Below are 21,464 nucleotides of genomic sequence, written 5' to 3'. Positions count from 1 at the left end.
TTCTGGAGACGCGCGATGCGCGGGCGGTGAAGTCGTCGCCGGAATTTATCGAATGGCGTGAACGGCTGGTGCGGCACCTCCACCAGCGTGCGCCGGAAGAGGTGTTGTCGTGACTGTCTCGCATGATGCGCTCAACCAGGTACCGTTGGCTCCGTCCGGCGCTATCGTGAAGGATTCACCGCTTGCTTCGTCGTCTGCGCCGGTCCCTGAGAAACGGGCAAGGCCGGTGCGCGCATGGCGCATGCCGGGCGAAGGTCCGACTGCCGCGTTGAGCATCGCTTCGGTGAGTGCGCTCGCGGCATTATGGTGGATCGCGACGCATCTTCACTGGCTGCCGCCGCTCTTCCTGCCGACGCCGGAAGCCGTCTGGAGCGCCTTCATCGACGCTTGCCATGGACGCATCCAGGGCGGCTTACCCTTGTCGCAACATCTTGCCTGGAGTGCGCTACGCGTGTTCGGTGCTTTTGCGCTGGCTACGGTGACGGCGGTTCCCGTGGGCATCCTGATGGGCGTGAGCCGGGTGGCGCGCGGGCTGCTGGATCCGCCTCTGGAGTTTTACCGTCCGCTGCCGCCGCTCGCTTATCTGCCGCTGGTGGTGATCTGGTTCGGCATCGACGAGACGGCGAAGATCGTCGTCATTTACCTCGCCTGTTTCGCGCCGATCGCCATGGCGGCGCGAGCCGGCGCGCGCAGCGCAACCGTTGAGCAGATTCATGCGGCCTATTCATTGGGCGGGTCGTTCGCGCAGATTGTGCGACATGTCGTGCTGCCCGCAGCGTTGCCGGAGATTCTGACCGGACTGCGGATTGCGATCGGTTTTGGCTGGACCACGCTCGTCGCCGCCGAAATGGTGGCCGCGACCGCGGGCCTAGGTCAGATGGTGCTGAATGCGTCGAGTTTTCTTCGCACCGACGTCGTGGTGATGGGCATCGTGCTGATCGGTCTGATCGCGTGGGTCTTCGATCTGGGCATGCGCGCGGTGGAGCGGCGGCTGGTGCCCTGGAAGGGGCGGGTTTAGCGCTCGCCCTCAGGCAAACAAATCAATGATCGGCCAATTCCGTTCCTGCGCAATCGCTCGCAGCCGCTCGTCCGGATTGGTTGCCACCGGATCGGTGACGCGCTCGAGCAGCGGCACGTCGTTGATTGAATCGCTGTAGAAGTAGCTTTTCGGAAAGTCCTGCAGTGCGTACCCAAGCGACGCCAGCCAGCTTTCCGTACGCACGATCTTGCCCTCACGGAATGTCGGCACGCCGACGGCACTGCCGGTATAGCGACCGTGCGGATCGCCACCCTCGGTACCGAGTTCGATACCCAGCAGATACTCGAACCCGAGTGCCTTGCCGATCGGCGCCGTCACGAACACATTCGTCGCGGTGACGATGCAGCAAAGATCGCCGGCATCGAGATGCCGCTGGATCAGTTCGCGGGCGGCCGGCCGGATCGCCGGCACAATCACCTCGCTCATGAACACCGCATGCCACGCATCGAGTTGTGCGCGTGAATGACGTGCCAGCGGAGCGAGCGTGTAGCTCAGGAAATCGCTCATGTCGAGCGTGCCCGCCACGTATTGGCGATAGTACGCGTCGATCTCCTGCGCGTGACGCTCGGCGCCTTCCACACCCAGCTTCGCCATGAAGTGGGCCCACGCCTGATCGCTGTCGAGCGGCAGCAGCGTGTGGTCCAGATCGAACAGCGCGAGGTTACGACTCATCCCAAGGTTCCTTGCATCCAACGCTTTCGACACCAACCCCCTGCCGGGTCGGCACGCTTTTTCGCACTTTCGCAGATCGTATATTTAAGTACACAAAATTACAATAAGCCAAATTTGTGCAACACTACTGTCATATTTCTCCGGATGTCGCCAGGCGGCCGCATGCGGGTCGGGTTACCGTTAGAGCATTGAGAAGCGTCGTGCCTTATGTTGATTCTCCTGAACCTTCTCTCCGGTGTGGCGCTGCTCGTATGGGGATCGCACATCGTCCGTACGGGCATCCTGCGCGTGCTCGGCGCGGATCTGCGCAGCGCCCTCGGGCGTAGTACCGGCAGCCGTCTGCGCGCGTTCGGGTCCGGTATCGCGGTGACCAGCCTCGTGCAAAGCAGCAATGCCACGGCGGTGATCGTGACGTCGTTCGCAGCCCAAGGGTTGCTACCGCTCACTAGTGGTCTTGCCATCATGCTGGGCGCGGATGTCGGCACGGCCTTGATGGCGCGGGTGCTCACGCTCGATCTGTCGTGGCTGTCGCCAATCCTGGTGCTGGTTGGCGTACCGCTGTTCCTGACGCGCAAGCAGACGCGTGTCGGCCAGGCGGGCCGCACGGCGATCGGCCTTGGGTTGATCCTGCTGGCGCTGCATCTGATCGTCGAAGCCGCCCAGCCGATGATGCAAGGCGCCGGTGTGCGCGTCATGTTCGGCGCGTTGACCGGCGACACGATGCTCGACGCTCTGGTCGGCGCCGCCTTCGCGGTGATTTCCTACTCGAGTCTCGCGGCCGTGCTGCTGACGGCGACGCTCGCATCGTCCGGGGTGATTTCGCTGAAAGTGGCGTTGTGCCTCGTGATCGGCGCCAATCTGGGCAGCGGCCTGCTGGCTTTGAGCGGCACGTTGGCGCAAAACGCCGCGGCACGGCGCCTCGCGCTTGGCAGTCTGGTGTTCAAGGTGGCCGGTGCGTTGCTGATTTTGCCGTTCGCGTCCCTATTGGCGCGTGGCCTGCCCACGCTGATCAGCAATCCGCGAGAGGCGGTGGTCGGGTTCCACCTGATCTACAACACGCTGCGTTGCTGCGCGTGCCTCGCCCTGATCGACCCGGTTGCACGCGTCTGCAGCCGGCTGCTGCCGGACCGGCCGCTGCAGGACGGCGCACTGCGGGCGCTGCATCTCGACGTGGCCGCGCTTTCCACGCCGTCGCTGGCGCTGGCCAATGCCGCGCGCGAAGTGCTGCGCATCGGCGACATCGTCCGGACCATGCTCGACAACGTCGCAGACCTGATTCATCACAATGATCTCGCCAAGGCACGCGAGACGACTCGCATGGACGACGACGTCGACCAGCTTTATGCCGCAGTGAAAAGCTACCTCGCGCGAATTTCCCGCGAGCAGCTCGACGAGGCGGACAGCAGGCGCTGGACCGACATCATTGCGCTTACTATCAATCTCGAGCACGCGGGCGACATCATCGAGCGTATCGTCAATAACATCGAAGAGAAGAAGATCGCCCACCGGCTCGCGTTTTCGGAGCAGGGGCTCGGCGAGCTGGAGGATCTGCACGCGCGCCTCGTCAGCAATCTGCAACTTGGGCTATCGGTGTTTCTCAACAACGACCTGCGTTGTGCGGAGAGTTTGCTGGCTGAGAAGGAGCGCTTCCGTGATCTCGAGCGCGTCTACTCTTATGCCCACCTCGACCGGCTGGCCGGGCAAACCTTGCGCAGCGTCGAGACGAGCGCACTGCATCTCGACATGATCAGCGACATGAAGCGGCTGAACTCGCTGTTCTGCTCGACGGCCTATCCGGTGCTTGATGCGGCTGGCGCGCTACACGACACGCGCTTGCGCAAACGCGTGCTGGATACCCTGCACGCGCCGGAATAGCCGCTACCTGCAGGCGCTACCGCATCTACGCCAGAATGATCCGCGCCACCCTCTTCTTCAGCGGGGCGAATTCCGTGGACTCGGCGGCCTTCTTGTTGGTGATCAGCACGTCGACCTTCTCCGCCGGGCAGTATGAGATGCGGCTGCGCTGCCCGATCTTGCTGTAATCGGCGAGGATCACCACACGCTGCGCGTTGGCGACCATCGCCCGCGCGACCTCGGTCTCCTCGTGATCGTAATTGGTGGCGCCATGCCGGTGGTCGATGCCGACCGGCGACAGCAATGCAACATCGGCCCGGTAGCGATTAATGTCGAGGATCGTCGTGCTGCCGCCCGTCGCCAGGGCGCGGTCGCTGATCGATCCGCCGAGCAGAATGACCTCATTGCGGGCTTCCGCCTGCTGCTCGGCCGCGCCGCGCATTTTCAGCGCAACGTCGATCGAATTGGTCACTACGGTCAGATTGGCAAGCTTCGCCAGCTCTTCCGCGAGCGCCGAGGTCGTCGTGCCGGCGTCGATAAACAAGGTTTGACCGCTGGAGATGACCCCCATCGCCGCCTTGGCGATCGCCGTCTTCGATTTGACCCGGGTGTGGGCGCGTTCCGCGATGGGCGCTTCGTCAGCGGGCTTGATCGCGCCGCCATGCACGCGTCGCAGTTCGCCGAGTGCTTCCAGATCGAGCAGGTCGCGCCGCACGGTTTCGCGCGAAACACCGAGATCCGCCATGATCCGTTCGGTCGACACCCGTTGCAGCGTCGAGAGCAGCGCGCGAATTCTCTGATGACGGTCTTCCTGCCACATGCATTTCCCTCTGCGATTAAGTCGTCTGGACGGTTTTTCTACGTAACATCACTGACATGATTGTGTGTCGACCCGATGTCATTGGTCCTACTTTAACTGTCTTGCGTTGTATTTTTTTGGTCTCTTGCAAATTTGTGTATTTAAATTTAGCCTTCGCAGATTGGACGACTGTCACCGAATCCGAACACGGAATGTTCGAAAAGGAATTGAAGTGTCCCATTTTCGAACATTGGTTGTCGCTTTGGGCAGGCAACCGACTGTATGCTGCCTCCATCCTAAGCTAGGCGGCCCATTTTGCCGTCCGTTTCGATGCCGTGCTGCAGCATGACAGTTTGCTGACGAAATAATGCCGTTCGGTTCGTCATCCTGACGACCAGACGATGTGCCTGGCGAAGCGTGCGGTATATAAGAGACCATTTCGAAGGTGCACAGACGTGGGAACTGGAATTGATCGTACTGTTGCCGACTGGCCGTATCCGCGGCTCGTCGCGCACCGCTGCGGCGGAACGCTCGCACCGGAAAATACGCTGGTGGGGTTCGACGCCTGCAAGCGCTATGGGTATCGCATGGTCGAATTCGACGCCAAGCTATCGGCGGACGACCAGCTCTTTTTGCTGCATGACGACACGCTCGAGCGCACGACCAACGGCCACGGCCCTGCCGCTGAGCAGACGTGGGAACAGTTGGCTAAGCTCGACGCCGGCTCATGGCGCGACGCCGCGTTCGCCGGTGAACACTTACCGACACTCGCCGAGGTTGCTGCGCGCTGCAAGCAGGACGGCATCGCCGCCAACATCGAAATCAAACCGTGCCCCGGCCGGGATGTCATCACCGGCCGGCTCGTCGCCGCCGCTGCGCTGGAACTCTGGCAAGGCCAGACGCAACCGCTGCTGTCTTCGTTTTCATATGAGGCCCTCGCGGCCGCGCGCGATGCAGCACCGTCGCTGCAGCGCGGGATGCTGTTCGAAGCGGTGCCGGACGACTGGCTGCGCATTGTTCGCGAACTCGATTGCGTGTCGCTGCACGCAAGCCATAAATATCTCACCGCTGAACAGGTTGCCGAGATTCGCACTGCGGGTTTGCGCGTGCTCGTCTACACGGTCAACGACCCGGAGCGCGCAGAGCTGCTGGCGCAATGGGGTGTCGACATGTTTTGTACCGATCGACTCGATCTGCTCGCCCACGACATGCTGTCCACGCCGAATAGCTCAGCTTAACCCCGGCCCAAGGCGTAACAGACAGGCATGGCAGACATCGCAGGCATCCGGAATCGGGTGCCGAAGACAACTACCAGATGCAGTTTTCCTAACGTACTAATTTTCGGCAAAGGATGGGGAATACTATGAACCGCACGTGGCTAAGCCGTGTTCTCTCGATGTCAGCGGTTGCGGGCGTCGCCGCAGCGGGTGCAGGCAGCGCGTCCGCCGCGCCGCCCGATGCGCTGGTTGCCGCCGCCAAACAGGAAGGTCAGTTGACTGTGATCGCCTTGCCGCACGACTGGTGCGGCTACGGTCCGATGATCGCCGCCTTCGAAAAGAAATACGGTATCAAGGTCAACGAGCTGAATCCGGATGCGGGCTCGGGCGACGAAGTCGAAGCCATCAAGGCCAACAAGGGCAACAAGGGTCCGCAAGCGCCAGACACGATCGACGTGGGTCTGTCCTTTGGCCCCACCGCGAAGACCGAAGGACTGCTGCAGCCGTACAAGGTATCGACGTGGAAGGAGATTCCCGATTCGGCCAAGGATGCTGACGGCTACTGGTACGGCGACTACTACGGCGTGCTGTCGTTCGAAGTGAACTCGGACATGATCGACAAGGCACCCACTGACTGGAGCGATCTGCTCAAGTCCGACTACAAGAACGCCGTGTCGCTCGCAGGCGATCCGCGCTCGGCCAACCAGGCCATCCAGGCGGTCTACGCTGCCGGTTTGTCGTCGGGCAAGGGCGATACCGCCAAGGCCGCGGATGCTGGCCTGAAGTACTTCGCGGACCTGAACAAGAGCGGCAATTTCGTGCCCGTGATCGGCAAGGCCGCTTCGCTTGCGCAGGGTACGACGCCGATCGTGGTGCGTTGGGACTACAACGCGCTGGCCGACCGCGACACGCTCAAGGGCAATCCGAAGGTACAGGTCATCGTGCCGAAGACGGGCGTCGTAGCAGGCGTCTACGTGCAGGCGATCAGCGCGTACGCGCCGCACCCGAACGCAGCCAAGCTGTGGATTGAATACCTGTACTCGGACGAAGGCCAGATTGGCTGGCTGGCGGGCTACTGCCACCCGATGCGCTACACCCAGCTGGTGGCTGCCAAGAAAGTGCCGCAGGCGCTGCTCGACAAGTTGCCGCCGGCATCGGCCTACAAGAACGCCGTGTTCCCGACGCTGTCGCAGCAGGATGCGTACAAGGACACGATCACCAAGCATTGGGATGAAGTGGTCGGCGCGAACGTGAAGTAAGCTGCGTAACGCTTTCGGGGGCCGCATTTGCGCGCCCCCGGCTTTAGCCTGATTGCTCCAGGGGTGACCTATGACCGCTTCATCGGATATCGGGTCGGCGCAGCCGGAACACCTGGTTCCCCCGGCGCCCGCGCCCCACGTGAAGGGGCCGGGGCAATCGTCCCAGTTCCTGAACTGGCTCGGCGTCGCGCCCTTCTTCATCTTTGCCCTGCTGTTTTTGATCCTGCCAACCGGTTTTTTGATGGTGGGCGCGTTTCAGGATCCGCAGGGGCACTTCACGCTCGCGAATTTCCTCGATCTGTTCCAGCCGGGCGTGATGGAAGCCTATTGGATCAGCTTCAAGGTGAGCGCCGCGTCGGCGATCGGCGGTGCCGTGATCGGCTCGCTGCTGGCATGGGCGGCGGTGCAAGGGCGCTTGCCGGGCTGGATTCGTCCGACGCTGATGACCTTCTCTGGCGTCGCCTCGAATTTTGCTGGAGTACCGCTCGCCTTCGCATTCATCTGCACATTAGGCCGGGTTGGCCTCGTCACGGTCCTGTTGAAGAAGTACGTCGGCATCAACCTGTACTCGACGGGCTTCAGCATTCTGAGTTTCACCGGCCTGACGGTGACCTATCTGTACTTCCAGATTCCGTTAATGGTGCTGATTGTCACGCCGGCGCTCGACGGCCTCAAGCGCGAATGGCGCGAGGCTTGCGACTGCCTCGGTGGCACCTCGTTCCACTACTGGCGCTATGTCGCGCTGCCGGTGCTGTGGCCGAGTGTGCTCGGCGCGACCCTGCTGCTGTTTGCGAATTCGTTCGGCGCGGTGGCGACGGCTTATGCGCTGACGGGTAGCTCGCTGAACATCGTGACCATCCTGTTGTACGCACAGATTCGCGGCGACGTGCTGCACAACCAGAACCTCGGCTACGCACTCGCGCTGGGCATGATCCTCGTGACGGGCGTGTAGAATGGCGGCTACATCTGGCTGCGTTCGCGTGCCGAAAGGGGGCGTCGATGAAAAGCCAGTCGCGTGTGGGTGCATGGACCGCGATGATCGTGGGCTCGCTGTATTTCCTGATTCCTTTGATTGCCACCGTCGAATTTAGCCTGCGCATGCGGCGCGGCGTCTATAGCTTCGACGCGTACCGCGTGGTGCTGTCGGACCCGCGCTTTCAGGCGTCGTTTGGTTATTCGATGCTGATGGCAGTCCTGACGATCGTGATTGGTGTGCTGCTGGTGGTGCCCACGGCTTATTGGGTGCGCCTGCGTTTACCGAAGCTGCGGCCCGTGGTGGAGTTCATCACGCTGCTGCCGCTGGTGATTCCCGCCATCGTGATTGTGTTCGGCTATCTGCGTATCTACAACAGCAGCTCGATCCTGCCGCTGACCGGCAACGAGCGCGCCACCGACCTGCTGCTGGTGTTCGGCTATGTGACGCTGGCGCTGCCGTACATGTACCGCTCCGTCGACGCGGGTCTTGCCGCGGTCGATGTGCGTTCCTTGACCGAAGCGGCCGAGTGTCTCGGTGCCAGCTGGCCGACCATTCTGTTCAAGGTGATCTTTCCGAATATCCGCTCCGGGATTCTGTCCGGCGCGTTCCTCACCTTTGCGGTGGTGATCGGCGAGTTCACGCTGGCTAGCTTGCTCGACCGGCCGGCGTTCGGTCCGTATCTGCAACTGATCGGCGCGAACCGCGCGTACGAACCGTCGGCACTCGCGATCATCGCGTTCGTCATCACCTGGGCGTCGATGGGGTTGATCCAGGTATTTGGCTCAGCGCGCGGCTCGGCCCGCACGCTGGCCGGGCAAAAACCCTGAAGAATTGAGGCATCGAATCATGGCATTCCTTGAGATCGAAAATCTCCACAAGTCATTCGGGGCGAACACGGCGCTGCATCACTTCGACATGAAGATCGAGCGCGGCGAGTTCATCACCTTTCTTGGACCGTCCGGCTGCGGCAAGACGACGGTGCTGCGCATGATCGCGGGCTTCGAAAGCCCGACTCGCGGCGTGATTCGTCTCGATGGCCGGGACGTGACGCATTTGCGTACGCGTCAGCGCAAGGTTGGGATGGTGTTCCAGTCGTACGCGCTGTTTCCGAACATGACGGTCGCCGACAATATCGGCTTCGGCCTGCGTGTGACACGTCGTCCGCAGGACGAGATTCGCAAGCGCGTTGGTGAGATGCTGGAGCTGATCAAATTGCCAAATATCGCGGAGCGCTACCCGTGGCAGCTTTCGGGCGGTCAGCAGCAACGTGTGGCGCTGGCTCGCGCATTGGCCGGCAAGCCGCAGGTTCTGCTGCTCGACGAACCGCTCTCGGCGCTCGACGCGAAAATCCGCATCTCCCTGCGGCAGGACATTCGCGCGTTGCAGCGCGAGCTCGGCATCACGTCGATCTTCGTGACGCATGATCAGGAGGAAGCGCTCTCCATCTCCGATCGCATCGTGGTGATGAACGAGGGACGCGTCGAGCAGGTTGGCACTTCCTCGGAGATCTATAACTATCCGCGTACGCGCTTTGTGGCGTCGTTCGTCGGCACGCTCAATATCCTGTCTGGGCATGTGGTGGATCCGGCGAGCGGCAAGATGGCCGTCGACGGGCAGGAACTGGTGACCACGCAACGACTCGCACCGGACGACGCCGGCAAGAAGCGCCTGCTGGCGCTGCGCCCGGAGGCGATCGTGCTGGAAGCGCCGGCAGCTGGCCGCAACACCTTGGCGGCGACCGTCGAGGAAGTGAGTTTCCTCGGCGCGGTGGTGCGGATCAGGGCACGCGTGAAGGATGCGGTGATTTCGCTCGACGTGTTCAACGATCCCAATCGCCGCTTGCCCGAACGTGGCCAGCCGGTTGCTCTGGGTTTTTCGCACGAGAACCTGTTGGTGCTGGAAGAGGGGGCGGCTTAGGGTTCTGACTGTGTGTTTCGAGCAGAAGGCCGCGTCCCTCCGGCGTGGCTACACTTCGGTTTTTCCGAACCAATACTCCCGTATTAACAGGTTTATCCGATTCGCCGCCTGACGCAGACTAGGGCTCATCACCACTGCGGACATCGTCCGCGAAAGGAGCCCAGTCATGCGAAGCTATCCCCGCAACAGTCCTCAGGCAGCCGCGCGCATTGTCGCGCTGGTGCTAACCTCCGACGGGCACGTTTGCAGCTCCGAGGAACGCGCACTCGACAGGCTCGACATCGCCGGCCAACTCGGCCTCGCGCCAACGGAATTCGCGCAGATCGTGCAGACGCTGTACGAGGATCACTCGATCGCCCACGCGCCCCTCATGCCGGCGGTCGGCCAGATCGACACGAACCTGCTTGGCTCGCTGATCGGTGAGATCGACGATCCGGCGCTGCGAAGCAAGGTGATACGCCTGTGCGTTGCCGTCGCGACCGCCGACGACCATCTTGCCGACGGCGAAATCGCCGTGCTGGCGGCCATTCTTGGTGCGTGGGGAACCGCTCCGGCGGCGGTAACGGTTCGCCGCGATGCCACGCCAGCCGTCTTGCGTGCTCACGGACGCGCGGCGTCGACCACCCGAGAAGCGAGCGCATGATGCTGGCCGCGCCGCGAGCGGATGGCGTGGATTTCTTCGATCACGCCGTCCGCACGACCGAGCCGGCGCAGTCCGCGCAGCAAGGACAGATCGCCGGCACCTAGCTCCGCGTGAGGAAACACGCCAAGCCCGCGCGCGGCGAACACCGCCATCAGCGCGCTGTCTTCGAATTCTCCGGCGATCCGCGGCCGGATTCCTGCCGCTTCGAACCAGCGGTCCAGTCGTGCGCGTAGCGCGCCGTGGCCGGTGGGCAAGAGCACGGGCAGATCGGCGAGGCATTGCGGAAAGCCTGCGCGAGAAGCCTTCTGGACGAGCGTCGTAGGCCCGTACCAGTCGACGGGCGAGCCGACGAGACGCTGACTTACCAGGCGTAGGTCGGTGTTGTGAAGCGCCGGCTGGCATGCCAGCACCAGATCGAGCCGATGCAACGCGAGTTCGGACAGCAGTTGCGCATGCTCACCCTCGTGGCACAGGAGCCTGAGCGACGGCGTGTCGAGCACGGGGGCAAGCAGCGCGTGTGCGGCGAGCTTCGAAATGCCGTCGGACAGACCCACGGCGAGCCGCGCAACACGCTCGCCGCCCGCCTCGCGCAACTCATCGAGCAGCGTCTCGCCGGTCTGAAAGATCTGCTCCGCGCGATTGAAGGCTGTCTCGCCGGCTTCCGTCATGACGACACTGCGCCCCGCGGGCTTCAGCAACTGGCGCCCGACCGATTTTTCCAGTTCGCGCACCTGGGCGCTGATGGTCTGCACGGCCATGTCGAGGCGCTCGGCCGCACGCGCGAAGCCACCTTCCTTTACGACGATCCAGAAATAGTAAAGATGGCGGTAGTTCAGCATGGGAGGCGTCACTTCGAAAAAAACGATATGTCGTTGAGCTTATCACTGACGTATTCGAAGTTAAGGAGCGACGGCGAGACGGCAGGAGCGTCCGGGGTGTCTCGTCCGGAATCCCCGACGCCTGCCGTCCGGATTTCCGGAAAGCTGGACGTCTCCCTCGGTAGTAAACAAAAAAACCCTTATAAATCAAACAGAAAGACTTGCTACCCAGCTGGCATCGACCTTGCAAAGTAGAAGTGCGGCCGCAAAGGCCCGACAACTAAAGCATGGAGACAACGATGTCCGATTTCCCCTCCCGGTATTTCTGAATTCGTCGTCTTGTCGCGGCCCGATGCCGTGCACAGGCGACACGTCTATTCGTTCGCATGATGCGCAGCGTGGCAGGCCATTGGCTCATCCACATCGCAGGAAACGTCATGAAGAAACCCTTCCATAAAGTGCTCTATGTCCAGGTGATCGCCGCGATCATCGTCGGCATTGCCCTCGGCCATTTTTCACCGGCCCTCGCTATCGATATGAAGCCGTTCGGCGACGCCTTCATCAAGCTGATCAAGATGGTGATCGGGCCGATCATCTTCTGTACGGTGGTGACCGGCATCGCCGGCATGGAGGATATGAAGAAGGTTGGGCGGGTCGGCGGCAAGGCACTGCTGTACTTCGAAATCGTTTCGTCGTTCGCGCTGGTGCTCGGCCTGCTCGCGACCCATCTGCTGAAACCGGGCGCCGGCTTTAACGTCGACCCGGCGACGCTCGACGGCAAGGAAGTCGCTTCGTACGCCGCCAAGGCGCACGGCCAAACCACCGTCGACTTCTTCATGCACATCATTCCGAGCACGATCACGGATGCCTTCGCTCAAGGCGAAATCCTGCAGATCCTGCTGATCGCAATGCTGTTCGGCAGCGTGCTCGCGACGCTTGGTCAGCGCGGCAAGGTGGTCACGGACTTGATCGAAAGCCTGTCGAGCGTCCTGTTCGGCGTGGTGCGCATCATCACGAAGCTCGCGCCGATCGGTGCGTTCGGCGCGATGGCCTTCACCATCGGCAAGTACGGCATTGGCTCGCTGCTGCCGATGCTCAAGCTGATCGGCACGTTCTATCTGACCTCGATCGTGTTCGTGGTGGTCGTACTCGGCGCGATTGCCCGGATGGTCGGATTCAGCATCCTGCGCTTCGTGGCGTACATCAAGGAAGAAATGCTGATCGTGCTGGGCACGAGTTCGTCGGAAGCGGCGCTGCCGCAACTGATGCTGAAGCTTGAAAAGCTCGGCTGCTCGCGCTCGGTAGTGGGCCTCGTGGTGCCGACCGGTTATTCGTTCAACCTCGACGGCACCAACATCTATATGACGATGGCGGTTCTGTTCATCGCCCAGGCGACCAACACCGATCTGACGCTGATGCAGCAGCTCACGTTGCTGGCCGTGACGATGCTGACGTCAAAGGGCGCAAGCGGCGTGACCGGCGCGGGCTTCATCACGCTGGCGGCGACGCTGGCCGTGGTGCCGACCATTCCGCTGTCGGGCATGGTGCTGATTCTCGGCATTGATCGCTTCATGAGCGAATGCCGCGCGCTGACGAACATCGTCGGTAACGGTGTGGCTACGGTGGTGGTGTCGGCGTGGGAGAAGGAGCTGGATCGCGACAAGCTGCGTGCGGTGCTGCGTGGTGAAGTGGCTGCGATCAAGGAAACGGAAACGGCGGGTGCCTGAACCCGCGCGGCGCGGCGCGGTGGGCGGAGCGCTGAGGTGATGGCGCAATCGCCCGTCCGCCGTGGTAGAACGTCATCAGGCGAATCTGCGGCGGCCCGTTGGCCAACGGCCTTGGCGTCGAACTCGATGCCACCGGCTATGCCATCGGGTTATACCATGGGTTATGCCACAATAACCGTACCCTACCGACCGGAATCCACTAACGTGACGCGCCGCCTGCTGATCCTCTTCGCGCTCGTCGCCGGGCTCGTGGCCGCTTGTGGGCTCACGTGGAGCATCACGTGGCGGGGTGGCATCGACACTTTGCGGCGCAATGCCGCCGTGCGCGTCGACCGTACGACCAACGCACTCAAGAGCACACTCGAGCGCTACGAATCACTCCCATATCTGCTGGCCGAACATCCGTTCGTGCAGGACGTACTCGTGAGCTCAACCGCGCCCAACGTCGAGCGCGCCAATCGCTATCTCGAAGATCTCAACGGCCACGCTCGGGCCACGGCAACGTACATTATCCAGACCGACGGGTTATGTGTTGCGGCTAGCAACTGGCATGAGCCCGATAGCTTTGTCGGCGCCGGGTATCAGTTCCGGCCGTATTTTATGGATGCGGTGAAGGGTGGCGTCGGCCGCTTCTTCGGCATCGGCACGATTTCGCACGATCCTGGCTACTACATCTCGCAGCCGGTGCGGCGGGACGGCAAGATCGTCGGCGTCGCCGTCGTCAAACTCAATCTGGAGTGGTTTCAGGGTGTGGATGCAGCGGAGCCGCTGATCGTCACTGACGATCACGGTGTGATTTTCCTGTCGTCCGTGCCGGCCTGGAAATATCACACGGTGCGGCCGTTGTCGGGCGCAGTGACCGACTCGATCTATCAGACGCGCCAGTATGCACAGCAGGAGATTCCGCCGTTGCCCGTGACGATCGAACGCACGCTCGAAGGCGATGCGCAGATCGTGCGCGTCGGTGGCGGCCGGTATGCGCCACGCTATCTTGCCTCGCGGCGGGCGATAGGCGAGCCCGATTGGCAGTTGATCACCATGGCGAGCGTCGCGCCAGTCGACGCCGACGCGCGCAATGCCGCCATCGTCACGGGCTTCGGTTACATCACGCTGTGCCTGCTCGCGTTCTACTGGAGAATGCGGCGCGCCCGCGTGCGCGAGATGATGCGTAGCCGCGAGTTGTTGCAACGCGCTTATGCGGAGTTGAACCAGCGGGTGGCGGAGCGGACAGCGGACCTGTCGCAGGCGAACGACCAGTTGAAGAAGGAAGTGAGCGAGCGCACGCGTGCCGAGCAGGAGTTGCGCGCAGCGCATGATGAGCTGATCCAGGCGAGCAAGCTGGCCGCGCTCGGTCAGATGGCGGCGGGCATCACGCATGAGTTGAATCAGCCGCTTGCTGCGTTACGTGGATTCTCCGACAACACGCGGGTTTTGCTCGATCGTGGCGATCAGGCGTCGGCGCGCGAGAATCTCGAAGCGATTGCAGCGCTCACCGAGCGCATGGGCAAGATCACCAACCAGTTGAAACTGTTCGTTGGGCGGGCACGGCCGCGCAGTGCGCGGGCGCCGCTCGCGCGGGCGTTGCGCAATGTGCTGGCGCTGCTGCAAAAGCGCCTGCAGGGCGTGGACGTGACTTTGACGGTGGTCGAGAACGAGGCGGGGGCGGAGACGCAGACGCGGACCCGCTTCGATCCGTCTGACGAGCATCCGGAACTCGTCGCAAACTGCGATGACTTGCGGCTTGAGCAGGTGTTGATCAATCTGCTTGGGAATGCGTTGGATGCAACGGGGGATGGGGCGGGCGGTAATCTGGGTGCCGGCCATCCGTCCGCCGCCGCGGCGCGTCCTCGCATCGAGATCGAAATCGAAGCCGCCGCGGCGACGCTATCGATCTCGGTCCACGATAACGGCCCCGGCATCCCGGACGATGTCTTGCCGCGCCTCTTCGAGCCGTTCTTTACGACGAAGGAAATGGGCCAAGGTTTAGGACTCGGCCTCGCGATTTCTTCGTCGATCGCGCGCGACTCAGGCGGTTCGCTTGTGGCCCGCAATGCGCCGGACGGCGGCGCGCTGTTCGTGCTGACGCTGCGCCGGGCGCGCGTGCAGGCAACCGATCCGCTCACTGCGGGGTCCTGAATTCAGGCGGCTTCAGATGCGCCTGGGCGCTTTTAGGCGGTGAGGACAATGGTCAATAATAGTTTGCCGGTGCTGTATATCGAGGACGACGAACTGGTGCGTCGCGCGAGCGTGCAAAGCCTGCAGCTCGCCGGCTTCGACGTCACTGGACATGCGTCGGTCGAATCCGCGGCGCGTTCGATCAACGCGGATTTTCCGGGCGTGATTGTGAGCGATATCCGCTTGCCCGGGGCGAGCGGCCTCGATCTGCTCGCGCAATGCCATGAGCGTGCGCCCGAAGTGCCGGTGATTCTCGTCACCGGTCACGGCGATATCTCGATGGCCGTCCAGGCGATGCGCGACGGCGCCTACGATTTCATCGAGAAGCCTTTTGCCTCCGAGCGACTGATCGAAACGGTGCGGCGTGCGTTGGAGCGCCGCACGCTAGTGCTGGAGAATCACGCGCTGCGCCGTGAGCTCGCAGGGCAGAACGCGGTGGCGCCGCGCATCATCGGCCGCAGTCCGGTGATCGAACAGGTGCGGCGGCTGATCGCGAATGTGGCGCCCACCGATGCGTCGGTGCTGATCAACGGCGATACGGGCGCGGGCAAGGAACTGATCGCGCGCAGCCTGCACGAAATGTCGCCGCGGCGCGACAAGCCTTTTCTCGCTGTTAATTGCGGTGCTCTGCCGGAACCGATGTTCGAATCTGAGATGTTCGGCTATGAGCCCGGGGCTTTTACCGGCGCAGCGAAGCGACGCATCGGCAAGCTGGAGCACGCATCGGGCGGCACGCTGTTTCTCGACGAGATCGAGAGCATGCCTTTGGGGTTGCAAGTCAAATTGCTGCGTGTGCTGCAGGACGGTGTGCTCGAGCGCCTCGGCTCGAACCAGCCAATTCAGGTGAATTGCCGCATCGTGGCGGCGGCCAAAGGCGATATGACCGAGCATGTCGCCGCCGGCACTTTTCGGCGCGACCTGCTGTACCGACTGAATGTCGTGACGATCGCGCTGCCGCCGCTTGCCGAGCGTCGTGAGGACATCGTGCCGCTGTTCGAGCATTTCCTGCTCGACGCTGCGGTGCGTTATCAGCGTCCCGCGCCGATCCTGACGGATCGCCAGCGCGCCGGCCTGATGCAGCGCGACTGGCCAGGCAACGTGCGGGAACTGCGCAATGCGGCTGACCGGCTTGTGCTCGGGGTGACCGAAGATCCGATGGCGACGTCGGTCGATGCGGTTGAGGATTCGCAGTCGCTCAAGGAGCGCGTCGAGCAGTTCGAGCGGGCGGTGATCGCGCAGGCGCTGGAGCAGACCGGCGGCGCGGTGGCGGTAGCGGCGGATCGCTTGCAGTTGGGTAAGGCGACGCTTTACGAGAAGATCAAGCGGTATGGGCTGGCGGTGAAAGGCGACGGCGAGCGGTGAAGGCCGGGATCGCATAAGGCTTCACGAGCCTGCCCAAAAAGCAACGCGCCGGTAGCGGATAACCGCTACCGGCGCGTTTTATATCTGATGCTTTCGTTGCTTTGCTGCTTCAGGCTGCGTTCAGCGCCTTTTCAAGCAGTTGGTCCAGCTCAGCGAACTGTGGCTCGCCCACGTAGCGCTTGAGAATCGTGCCGTCTTTGGCGACCAGGAAGGTTGTCGGCGTCAACTGGATGTTGCCGAACTGCTTGGCCGCGGAGCCATCGTCCATCGCGACCTTGAACGGCAGCCGGCGGGTCTGGCTGTAGTTGACCACGTACATCGGAGCGTCGTAGTTCATCGCGACGGCGACGAATTCGAGGCCCTTGCCCTTGAAGCGGTTATACGTGTCGACCATCTTCGGCATTTCCTGGACGCAGGTGTCGCAGTTGGTTGCCCAGAAGTTGATCAGATAGACCTTGCCCTTCAGGTCGGCTGTCGAGACTTTCTGGCCCGACAGCAGCGTGAACGTCGCATCCGGCACGTGCTGCTGGCCGTTGAAGGCGAAATAGCCGGCAACCGCGATCGCACCGGCGACAGCCGCCATCGCGATGTAGCGGATCGGGCTGGTGCGCTTCGATACGGAAGAAGAGGGGGTAGGGCTCATGAACGGGACCTCGAGATTCGCGCAGCGCGCGCGGAACGTAGCCACGGTATTGTAGCCCCAATCCCGCGAGGTGGCAGGGCGCTGTCGGCTCCCTGCCGGGGACGCTTCTATCGGCGGATAATGGGGCTTTAAGCTTCGAGCCATCCTGACAGCTTCGTCATGTTCCCATCCGCTTTTTGCCAGTCATTCCTCCGTCTGTTTTCTGCCCTTCTCTTGCGCTTCGCCGTCCGGCTTCGTCGCTTCTCTTCCGGCTTGCCGACGGCGGCGACAGCGTGCGCCGGTCTGCGCATGAGCATCTGCGCGGTCGCCGCAAGCGGCTTGCTGGCCGGCTGTTCGCCGACCTACGACTGGCGCACGATCATGAACAACGACAACGGTTATACCGTCGACCTGCCGGCCAAGCCAGATAGCGATGCGCGGCAGATCGACGTGGCCGGCACCTCGATGAAAATGGCCATGCAGACCGCCGAAGCCGGGCCGGCCGTCTTTGCGGTCGGCACCTTAATACTGCCTTCGGACGACCCGCAGGTGCAGCGTACGGCGCTCGACTTCCTACGCGACGGACTGGCCCGCAACGTCGGCACCGCGCCGGTCGCGCGCACGGTGCAGATTCCTCTCGCCGCCGGCGGCCAGGTACCGGGCCTTGAGATGACGCTGAGCGGCAAGGCCGGCGAACAAAAGAAGACTCGCACGATCTACGCGCGCTTCGTGGCCCATGGCCGGCATGTCTATCAGGCGGCGATTATCGCCAGTCAGCCATTGCCGCAGGAGCAGGTCGACCAGTTTTTTCGATCATTCCAGCTTTATTGAGGGCGCCATTTAGCTGCTCCCCGCAGCGGGCGAGGGTGACGTAGATCGACGCGTGTAGTGAAAGTTCCTTCGCAGGTTATGACGCTAATAGCCGGATTTTATGAGGATTTTTCCATCGGTCGCCCTGCCTGTGGATAACTTTGTGGAGAACTTGGCGTGAGCAGGCCGGGATGCCCGTCCCACGGGCGTCCGGTCACTTTTCCCTGCTTCGGGGACAACCAAAAACCCCAATAAAATCAACGGCCTCTACAAAACGCATCAAGCCTACCTTTCAATTGCCTGCGAATTTGCCAGAAATACTTTCGTGTGCATAAGTCAAGTCTTGACAGCGATTTTTTTGCTCTATCCAGCGGCGAATGCGCGGCGATATTGGACGGCTTCTGCAATTTGAGCGCCGCTCGGCGCCTCGGCGCCGGCCAGATCTGCAATCGTGCGCGCTACCTTCAGCACGCGGTAATAGGCCCGCGCCGACCAGCCGAAGCGGTCGCCCGCTTCGCGCAGCAGCGCTTCGCCGGCCGCGTCCGGTCGACAGACTTCGTCGACTTCGCGGCCGCTCAGTTCGCGGTTGGTTTTGCCCTGACGGGCCAATTGCCGGGTGCGCGCTTCGCTCACGCGTGCGGCAATGGAAGCGCTCGGCTCGTTGGTGTTGCTCGAGCGTGCGGAGAGTTCGGCCGGCGTGAGCGCGGGCAACTCGATCTGGATGTCGATGCGGTCCAGCAGCGGTCCGGAAAGTTTGCGCAAATAGCGTGCGGCGATTTCAGGCGTGCAGCGGCGGCGGCCGTTCGGATCGCCGCGCCAGCCGCACGGACAGGGGTTCATCGCAGCGATCAACTGGCAGGCTGCCGGGAAATCGGCCTGCAATGCCGCCCGTGAGATGGTGATTCGCCCGGCCTCGAGCGGTTCGCGCAGCGTCTCCAGTACGTGGCGGTCGAATTCCGGGATTTCGTCGAGAAACAGCACACCGAGATGCGCTAACGTGATTTCGCCCGGCTGCGGCGGATTGCGGCCGCCCACCAACGCCGCTGCGCTCGACGAGTGATGCGGCGCCCGGAACGGCCGCTGCCGCCATTGCGCCGGTGAAAAACCCGACATGCTCGCGGACAGCAGAGCCGCAGAGGTGAGCGCTTCGTCGTCGGTCATCGGCGGCAGCAGGCTCGGCAGGCGCGCCGCCAGCATCGACTTGCCGGCACCTGGCGGCCCGACCATCAGTACATGATGACCGCCCGCCGCCGCGACTTCGAGCGCGCGACGAGCGGCGCGCTGGCCTATCACGTCGGCCATATCGGTGGCCGGGACGACGGGTGTGGTATCGAGCGCTGGTGCGGCGACCGGCGTGAGCCGGCTGTCCGGGAGACCAGCCAGATGCGCGCATAGCGAGGGCAGATCGGCGGCGCCGTAGACGTTCACGCTTGGCACCAGGGCGGCTTCCGCGGCGCTCGCCGCCGGCAGATAGAGTTCGGCCGCCACCTGCACCACGTTGCTTCGCGCGGTCCCACAGGCCATCGCAAAGGCTCCGCGCATCGGGCGCAGTGCGCCCGTCAGCGACAGCTCGCCGGCGAATTCCCGATGCATCAGCGACTCCGCCGGGATCTGCCCGCTCGCGGCGAGGATGCCCAGCGCAATAGGCAGATCGAAACGGCCAGATTCCTTGGGCAGGTCGGCCGGGGCGAGATTGACGTTTGATGCGGCGCACGGGGAAGTCGAAGCCGCAGTTCTGCAGCGCGGCGCGGACACGCTCGCGGCTTTCGCGTACTTCAAGATCCGGGAGACCGACGATCGAAAAAGAGGGTAATCCGTTGGCGAGGTGAACCTCGACCGTTACTTCGGGCGCGCGGCCAGCGGCCGGCGCGCGACTGCGCACCACGGCAAGCGACATGTTTTCTCCCGTCAGACGGCGAGCCGGCGGCGCGCACGACTCTCTAAAACGCTGATGACGTCACGGCTCGCTTGCCAGTGATGTGCAATTCAGACTTCGAGCAACCTCAGGACGTGTGCGTCACCGGCAGCTTCTGTTCGATCTCGGCGACCCGCCGCTCCAGTTCCTCGAGGCGCGCACGCGTGCGCACCAGCACCTGAGTCTGCGTATCGAATTCTTCACGCGTCACCAGATCGAGCTTTGAGAAGCCCTGCGACAGCATGGCCTTGACGTTGCGTTCGACATCCTTCGCGGGCGAGTTCTTGAGCAGATCGCTGATGCGAGCCTGGAAATCGTTGAAGACGTCGTTCGGTTGTTTCATGGTGTTCCCCTTAAATGCACAAAAAATGTGCATGTGTCATTACGTCTGTGCCCCGGATTCGCAGATGAGCGTTTTTGGTGCATGACCGACCGGTCGGTACGGTTCCATGTGCGCCTTTGGTGCGCGCATTCGTGTCCGTTGCCTGCAAACACTCTAGCAACGATCCAGGCGGCGCGCCACCGTACCCAGCCAACGTTGGCCATCCGGCCAAGGCGCGCACAGGGCCTCTGCCGGTACCGGTTCCAGCAAGTGTGACACTCACATGGCATGCGAGTTGCTGTTACTGCCCGGCGCGCACTGCCGGGTAGTTTTACCGGCACTGCATCGATCCGGTTTGAACACCATCCGCGTATCGACGCAACAGTTCAGGGGAAACCAGGTTTCGCAAACGGGTTACGCAACTACAGCGAGGATTTCATGAAACTGATTACCGCAATCATCAAGCCGTTCAAGCTCGATGAGGCGCGCGAGGCCTTGTCGGCAATCGGCGTCTCCGGAATCACGGTGACAGAAGTGAAGGGCTTTGGGCGTCAGAAAGGCCACACCGAGCTGTACCGGGGCGCAGAGTACGTCGTCGATTTCCTCCCGAAGGTGAAGATCGAGGCTGCGGTCTCGGACGACATCGTCGATCAGGCGATCGAAGCGCTCGAGCGTGCCGCACGCACCGGCAAGATCGGCGACGGCAAAATTTTTGTCACGCCGATCGAGCAAGTGATTCGGATTCGCACCGGGGAGACCGGGGCGGACGCCCTGTAATTATAACGATAGCGACTCGCTACAAGAGGAAAACGAAGATGCGCAAACTATTGATGTCCATGCTGATGGCCGGTTCGCTGCTCGCGGGCGGTATCGGCGCCGCCCTCGCGGACGACGCTTCAGCACCTGCAGCCGCCTCGGCGCCTGCCGCCGATACGACGGCCAGCGCACCGGCTGCCGCAGCTTCGGCACCGGCCGCGGACGCCTCCGCACCGGCAACTGCCGCAGCCGCACCTGATGCATCGGCCGCCGCCGCAGCAGCCGCTCCGGCTGCACCGACCGCACCGTTCTCGGTCGACTCGTCGAAGATCAACTCCGGCGACACCGCCTGGATGCTGACCTCCACCGCGCTCGTGCTGTTCATGACGATCCCGGGCCTCGCACTGTTCTACGGCGGCATGGTCCGCAAGAAGAACGTGCTGGCGACACTGATGCAAAGCTTCGCGATCACCTGCGTCGTGACGATCGTCTGGGTGGTGGTGGGTTACAGCATTGCCTTCACGCCTGGCGGCATGTTCATCGGCGGCTTCTCGCGCGTCTTCATGTCCGGGATGAACTAT

At 62.7% G+C, this 21,464-nt stretch carries 18 protein-coding genes and 3 pseudogenes; 15 read left to right on the top strand and 6 right to left on the bottom strand.

What is annotated here, in order from left to right:
- Both M0954_RS21025 and M0954_RS21020 read left to right on the top strand, forming a co-directional pair.
- A pseudogene (locus M0954_RS21025) lies at positions 1-113 on the top strand (nitrate ABC transporter ATP-binding protein); the annotation flags it as partial.
- Entirely contained in the window at positions 110-1,018 is a 909-nt protein-coding gene (locus M0954_RS21020; protein ID WP_297355275.1) for an ABC transporter permease subunit, read from the top strand. The pseudogene M0954_RS21025 and the gene M0954_RS21020, both read left to right, overlap by 4 nt.
- 9 nt (positions 1,019-1,027) lie before the next feature.
- On the opposite strand, the gene M0954_RS21015 is transcribed toward M0954_RS21020, so the two are convergent.
- Positions 1,028-1,711, bottom strand: a complete 684-nt coding sequence (locus M0954_RS21015) for an HAD family phosphatase (RefSeq protein WP_297355273.1) — start codon at positions 1,709-1,711, stop codon at positions 1,028-1,030.
- A 207-nt stretch (positions 1,712-1,918) separates the two neighbouring features.
- On the opposite strand from M0954_RS21015, the gene M0954_RS21010 reads away from it, so the two are divergent.
- A complete protein-coding gene (locus M0954_RS21010; protein WP_297355271.1) occupies positions 1,919-3,586 on the top strand; it encodes a Na/Pi cotransporter family protein in 1,668 nt (555 codons plus the stop codon).
- A 25-nt stretch (positions 3,587-3,611) separates the two neighbouring features.
- Here the strand turns inward: M0954_RS21010 and M0954_RS21005 are convergent, their stop codons facing one another.
- Positions 3,612-4,385 (bottom strand): DeoR/GlpR family DNA-binding transcription regulator, encoded by a 774-nt coding sequence (locus tag M0954_RS21005; protein ID WP_297355269.1) that lies wholly within the window; start codon positions 4,383-4,385, stop codon positions 3,612-3,614.
- A gap of 434 nt (positions 4,386-4,819) precedes the next feature.
- Here M0954_RS21005 and ugpQ point away from each other — a divergent pair, with 434 nt between their 5' ends.
- The 6 genes from ugpQ to M0954_RS20975 all read left to right on the top strand — a co-directional run bounded on the left by ugpQ (position 4,820) and on the right by M0954_RS20975 (position 10,376).
- Positions 4,820-5,602: a glycerophosphodiester phosphodiesterase gene (ugpQ, locus tag M0954_RS21000; protein WP_297355267.1), complete on the top strand. Its 783-nt coding sequence runs from the start codon at positions 4,820-4,822 to the stop codon at positions 5,600-5,602.
- A gap of 125 nt (positions 5,603-5,727) precedes the next feature.
- Complete coding sequence (locus M0954_RS20995; RefSeq protein WP_122153263.1) at positions 5,728-6,840, top strand: ABC transporter substrate-binding protein; 1,113 nt, start codon at positions 5,728-5,730, stop codon at positions 6,838-6,840.
- A gap of 70 nt (positions 6,841-6,910) precedes the next feature.
- Positions 6,911-7,792 carry an ABC transporter permease subunit gene (locus M0954_RS20990; RefSeq protein WP_297355265.1) on the top strand — a complete coding sequence of 294 codons (882 nt, stop codon included), beginning with the start codon at positions 6,911-6,913 and terminating at the stop codon, positions 7,790-7,792.
- Positions 7,793-7,839: 47 nt separating this feature from the next.
- On the top strand, positions 7,840-8,643 hold the full coding sequence (locus M0954_RS20985; protein ID WP_122153265.1) for an ABC transporter permease: 804 nt from the start codon (positions 7,840-7,842) through the stop codon (positions 8,641-8,643).
- A 19-nt stretch (positions 8,644-8,662) separates the two neighbouring features.
- A complete protein-coding gene (locus M0954_RS20980; RefSeq protein WP_122153266.1) occupies positions 8,663-9,733 on the top strand; it encodes an ABC transporter ATP-binding protein in 1,071 nt (356 codons plus the stop codon).
- Positions 9,734-9,899: 166 nt separating this feature from the next.
- Positions 9,900-10,376, top strand: a complete 477-nt coding sequence (locus M0954_RS20975) for a TerB family tellurite resistance protein (protein WP_133892730.1) — start codon at positions 9,900-9,902, stop codon at positions 10,374-10,376.
- Here the strand turns inward: M0954_RS20975 and M0954_RS20970 are convergent.
- Positions 10,334-11,215, bottom strand: a complete 882-nt coding sequence (locus M0954_RS20970) for a LysR family transcriptional regulator (RefSeq protein WP_133892731.1) — start codon at positions 11,213-11,215, stop codon at positions 10,334-10,336. The genes M0954_RS20975 and M0954_RS20970 overlap by 43 nt on opposite strands.
- Positions 11,216-11,631: 416 nt before the next feature.
- On the opposite strand from M0954_RS20970, the gene M0954_RS20965 reads away from it, so the two are divergent.
- From M0954_RS20965 to M0954_RS20955, 3 genes are all read left to right on the top strand, one after another.
- A complete protein-coding gene (locus M0954_RS20965) occupies positions 11,632-12,921 on the top strand; it encodes a dicarboxylate/amino acid:cation symporter (RefSeq protein WP_297355263.1) in 1,290 nt (429 codons plus the stop codon).
- A 126-nt stretch (positions 12,922-13,047) separates the two neighbouring features.
- On the top strand, positions 13,048-15,057 hold the full coding sequence (locus M0954_RS20960; protein ID WP_367279527.1) for an ATP-binding protein: 2,010 nt from the start codon (positions 13,048-13,050) through the stop codon (positions 15,055-15,057).
- A 48-nt stretch (positions 15,058-15,105) separates the two neighbouring features.
- Positions 15,106-16,458 (top strand): sigma-54 dependent transcriptional regulator, encoded by a 1,353-nt coding sequence (locus M0954_RS20955; protein WP_297355259.1) that lies wholly within the window; start codon positions 15,106-15,108, stop codon positions 16,456-16,458.
- A 109-nt stretch (positions 16,459-16,567) separates the two neighbouring features.
- Here the strand turns inward: M0954_RS20955 and M0954_RS20950 are convergent, their stop codons facing one another.
- On the bottom strand, positions 16,568-17,101 hold the full coding sequence (locus M0954_RS20950) for a peroxiredoxin (RefSeq protein WP_297355257.1): 534 nt from the start codon (positions 17,099-17,101) through the stop codon (positions 16,568-16,570).
- A 159-nt stretch (positions 17,102-17,260) separates the two neighbouring features.
- Between M0954_RS20950 and M0954_RS20945 the strand changes: the two genes are divergently transcribed.
- The gene (locus M0954_RS20945) at positions 17,261-17,911 is read left to right on the top strand and encodes a hypothetical protein (RefSeq protein ID WP_123385294.1); all 651 of its coding nucleotides are present in this window, start codon (positions 17,261-17,263) and stop codon (positions 17,909-17,911) included.
- Between the two features lie 342 nt (positions 17,912-18,253).
- Here the strand turns inward: M0954_RS20945 and M0954_RS20940 are convergent.
- Positions 18,254-19,787: pseudogene (locus tag M0954_RS20940) on the bottom strand (YifB family Mg chelatase-like AAA ATPase).
- Positions 19,788-19,893: 106 nt separating this feature from the next.
- The gene (locus tag M0954_RS20935) at positions 19,894-20,148 is read right to left on the bottom strand and encodes an accessory factor UbiK family protein (protein ID WP_074263243.1); all 255 of its coding nucleotides are present in this window, start codon (positions 20,146-20,148) and stop codon (positions 19,894-19,896) included.
- 417 nt (positions 20,149-20,565) lie between these two features.
- Between M0954_RS20935 and M0954_RS20930 the strand changes: the two genes are divergently transcribed.
- Both M0954_RS20930 and M0954_RS20925 read left to right on the top strand, forming a co-directional pair.
- A complete protein-coding gene (locus tag M0954_RS20930) occupies positions 20,566-20,904 on the top strand; it encodes a P-II family nitrogen regulator (protein ID WP_006048089.1) in 339 nt (112 codons plus the stop codon).
- A gap of 38 nt (positions 20,905-20,942) precedes the next feature.
- Positions 20,943-21,464, top strand: a pseudogene (locus M0954_RS20925) (ammonia channel protein); the annotation flags it as partial.

It is taken from the genome of Paraburkholderia sp. (genome assembly GCF_026225065.1).
GTDB lineage: Bacteria > Pseudomonadota > Gammaproteobacteria > Burkholderiales > Burkholderiaceae > Paraburkholderia.
This window is presented reverse-complemented; position numbering and strand designations above follow the sequence as displayed.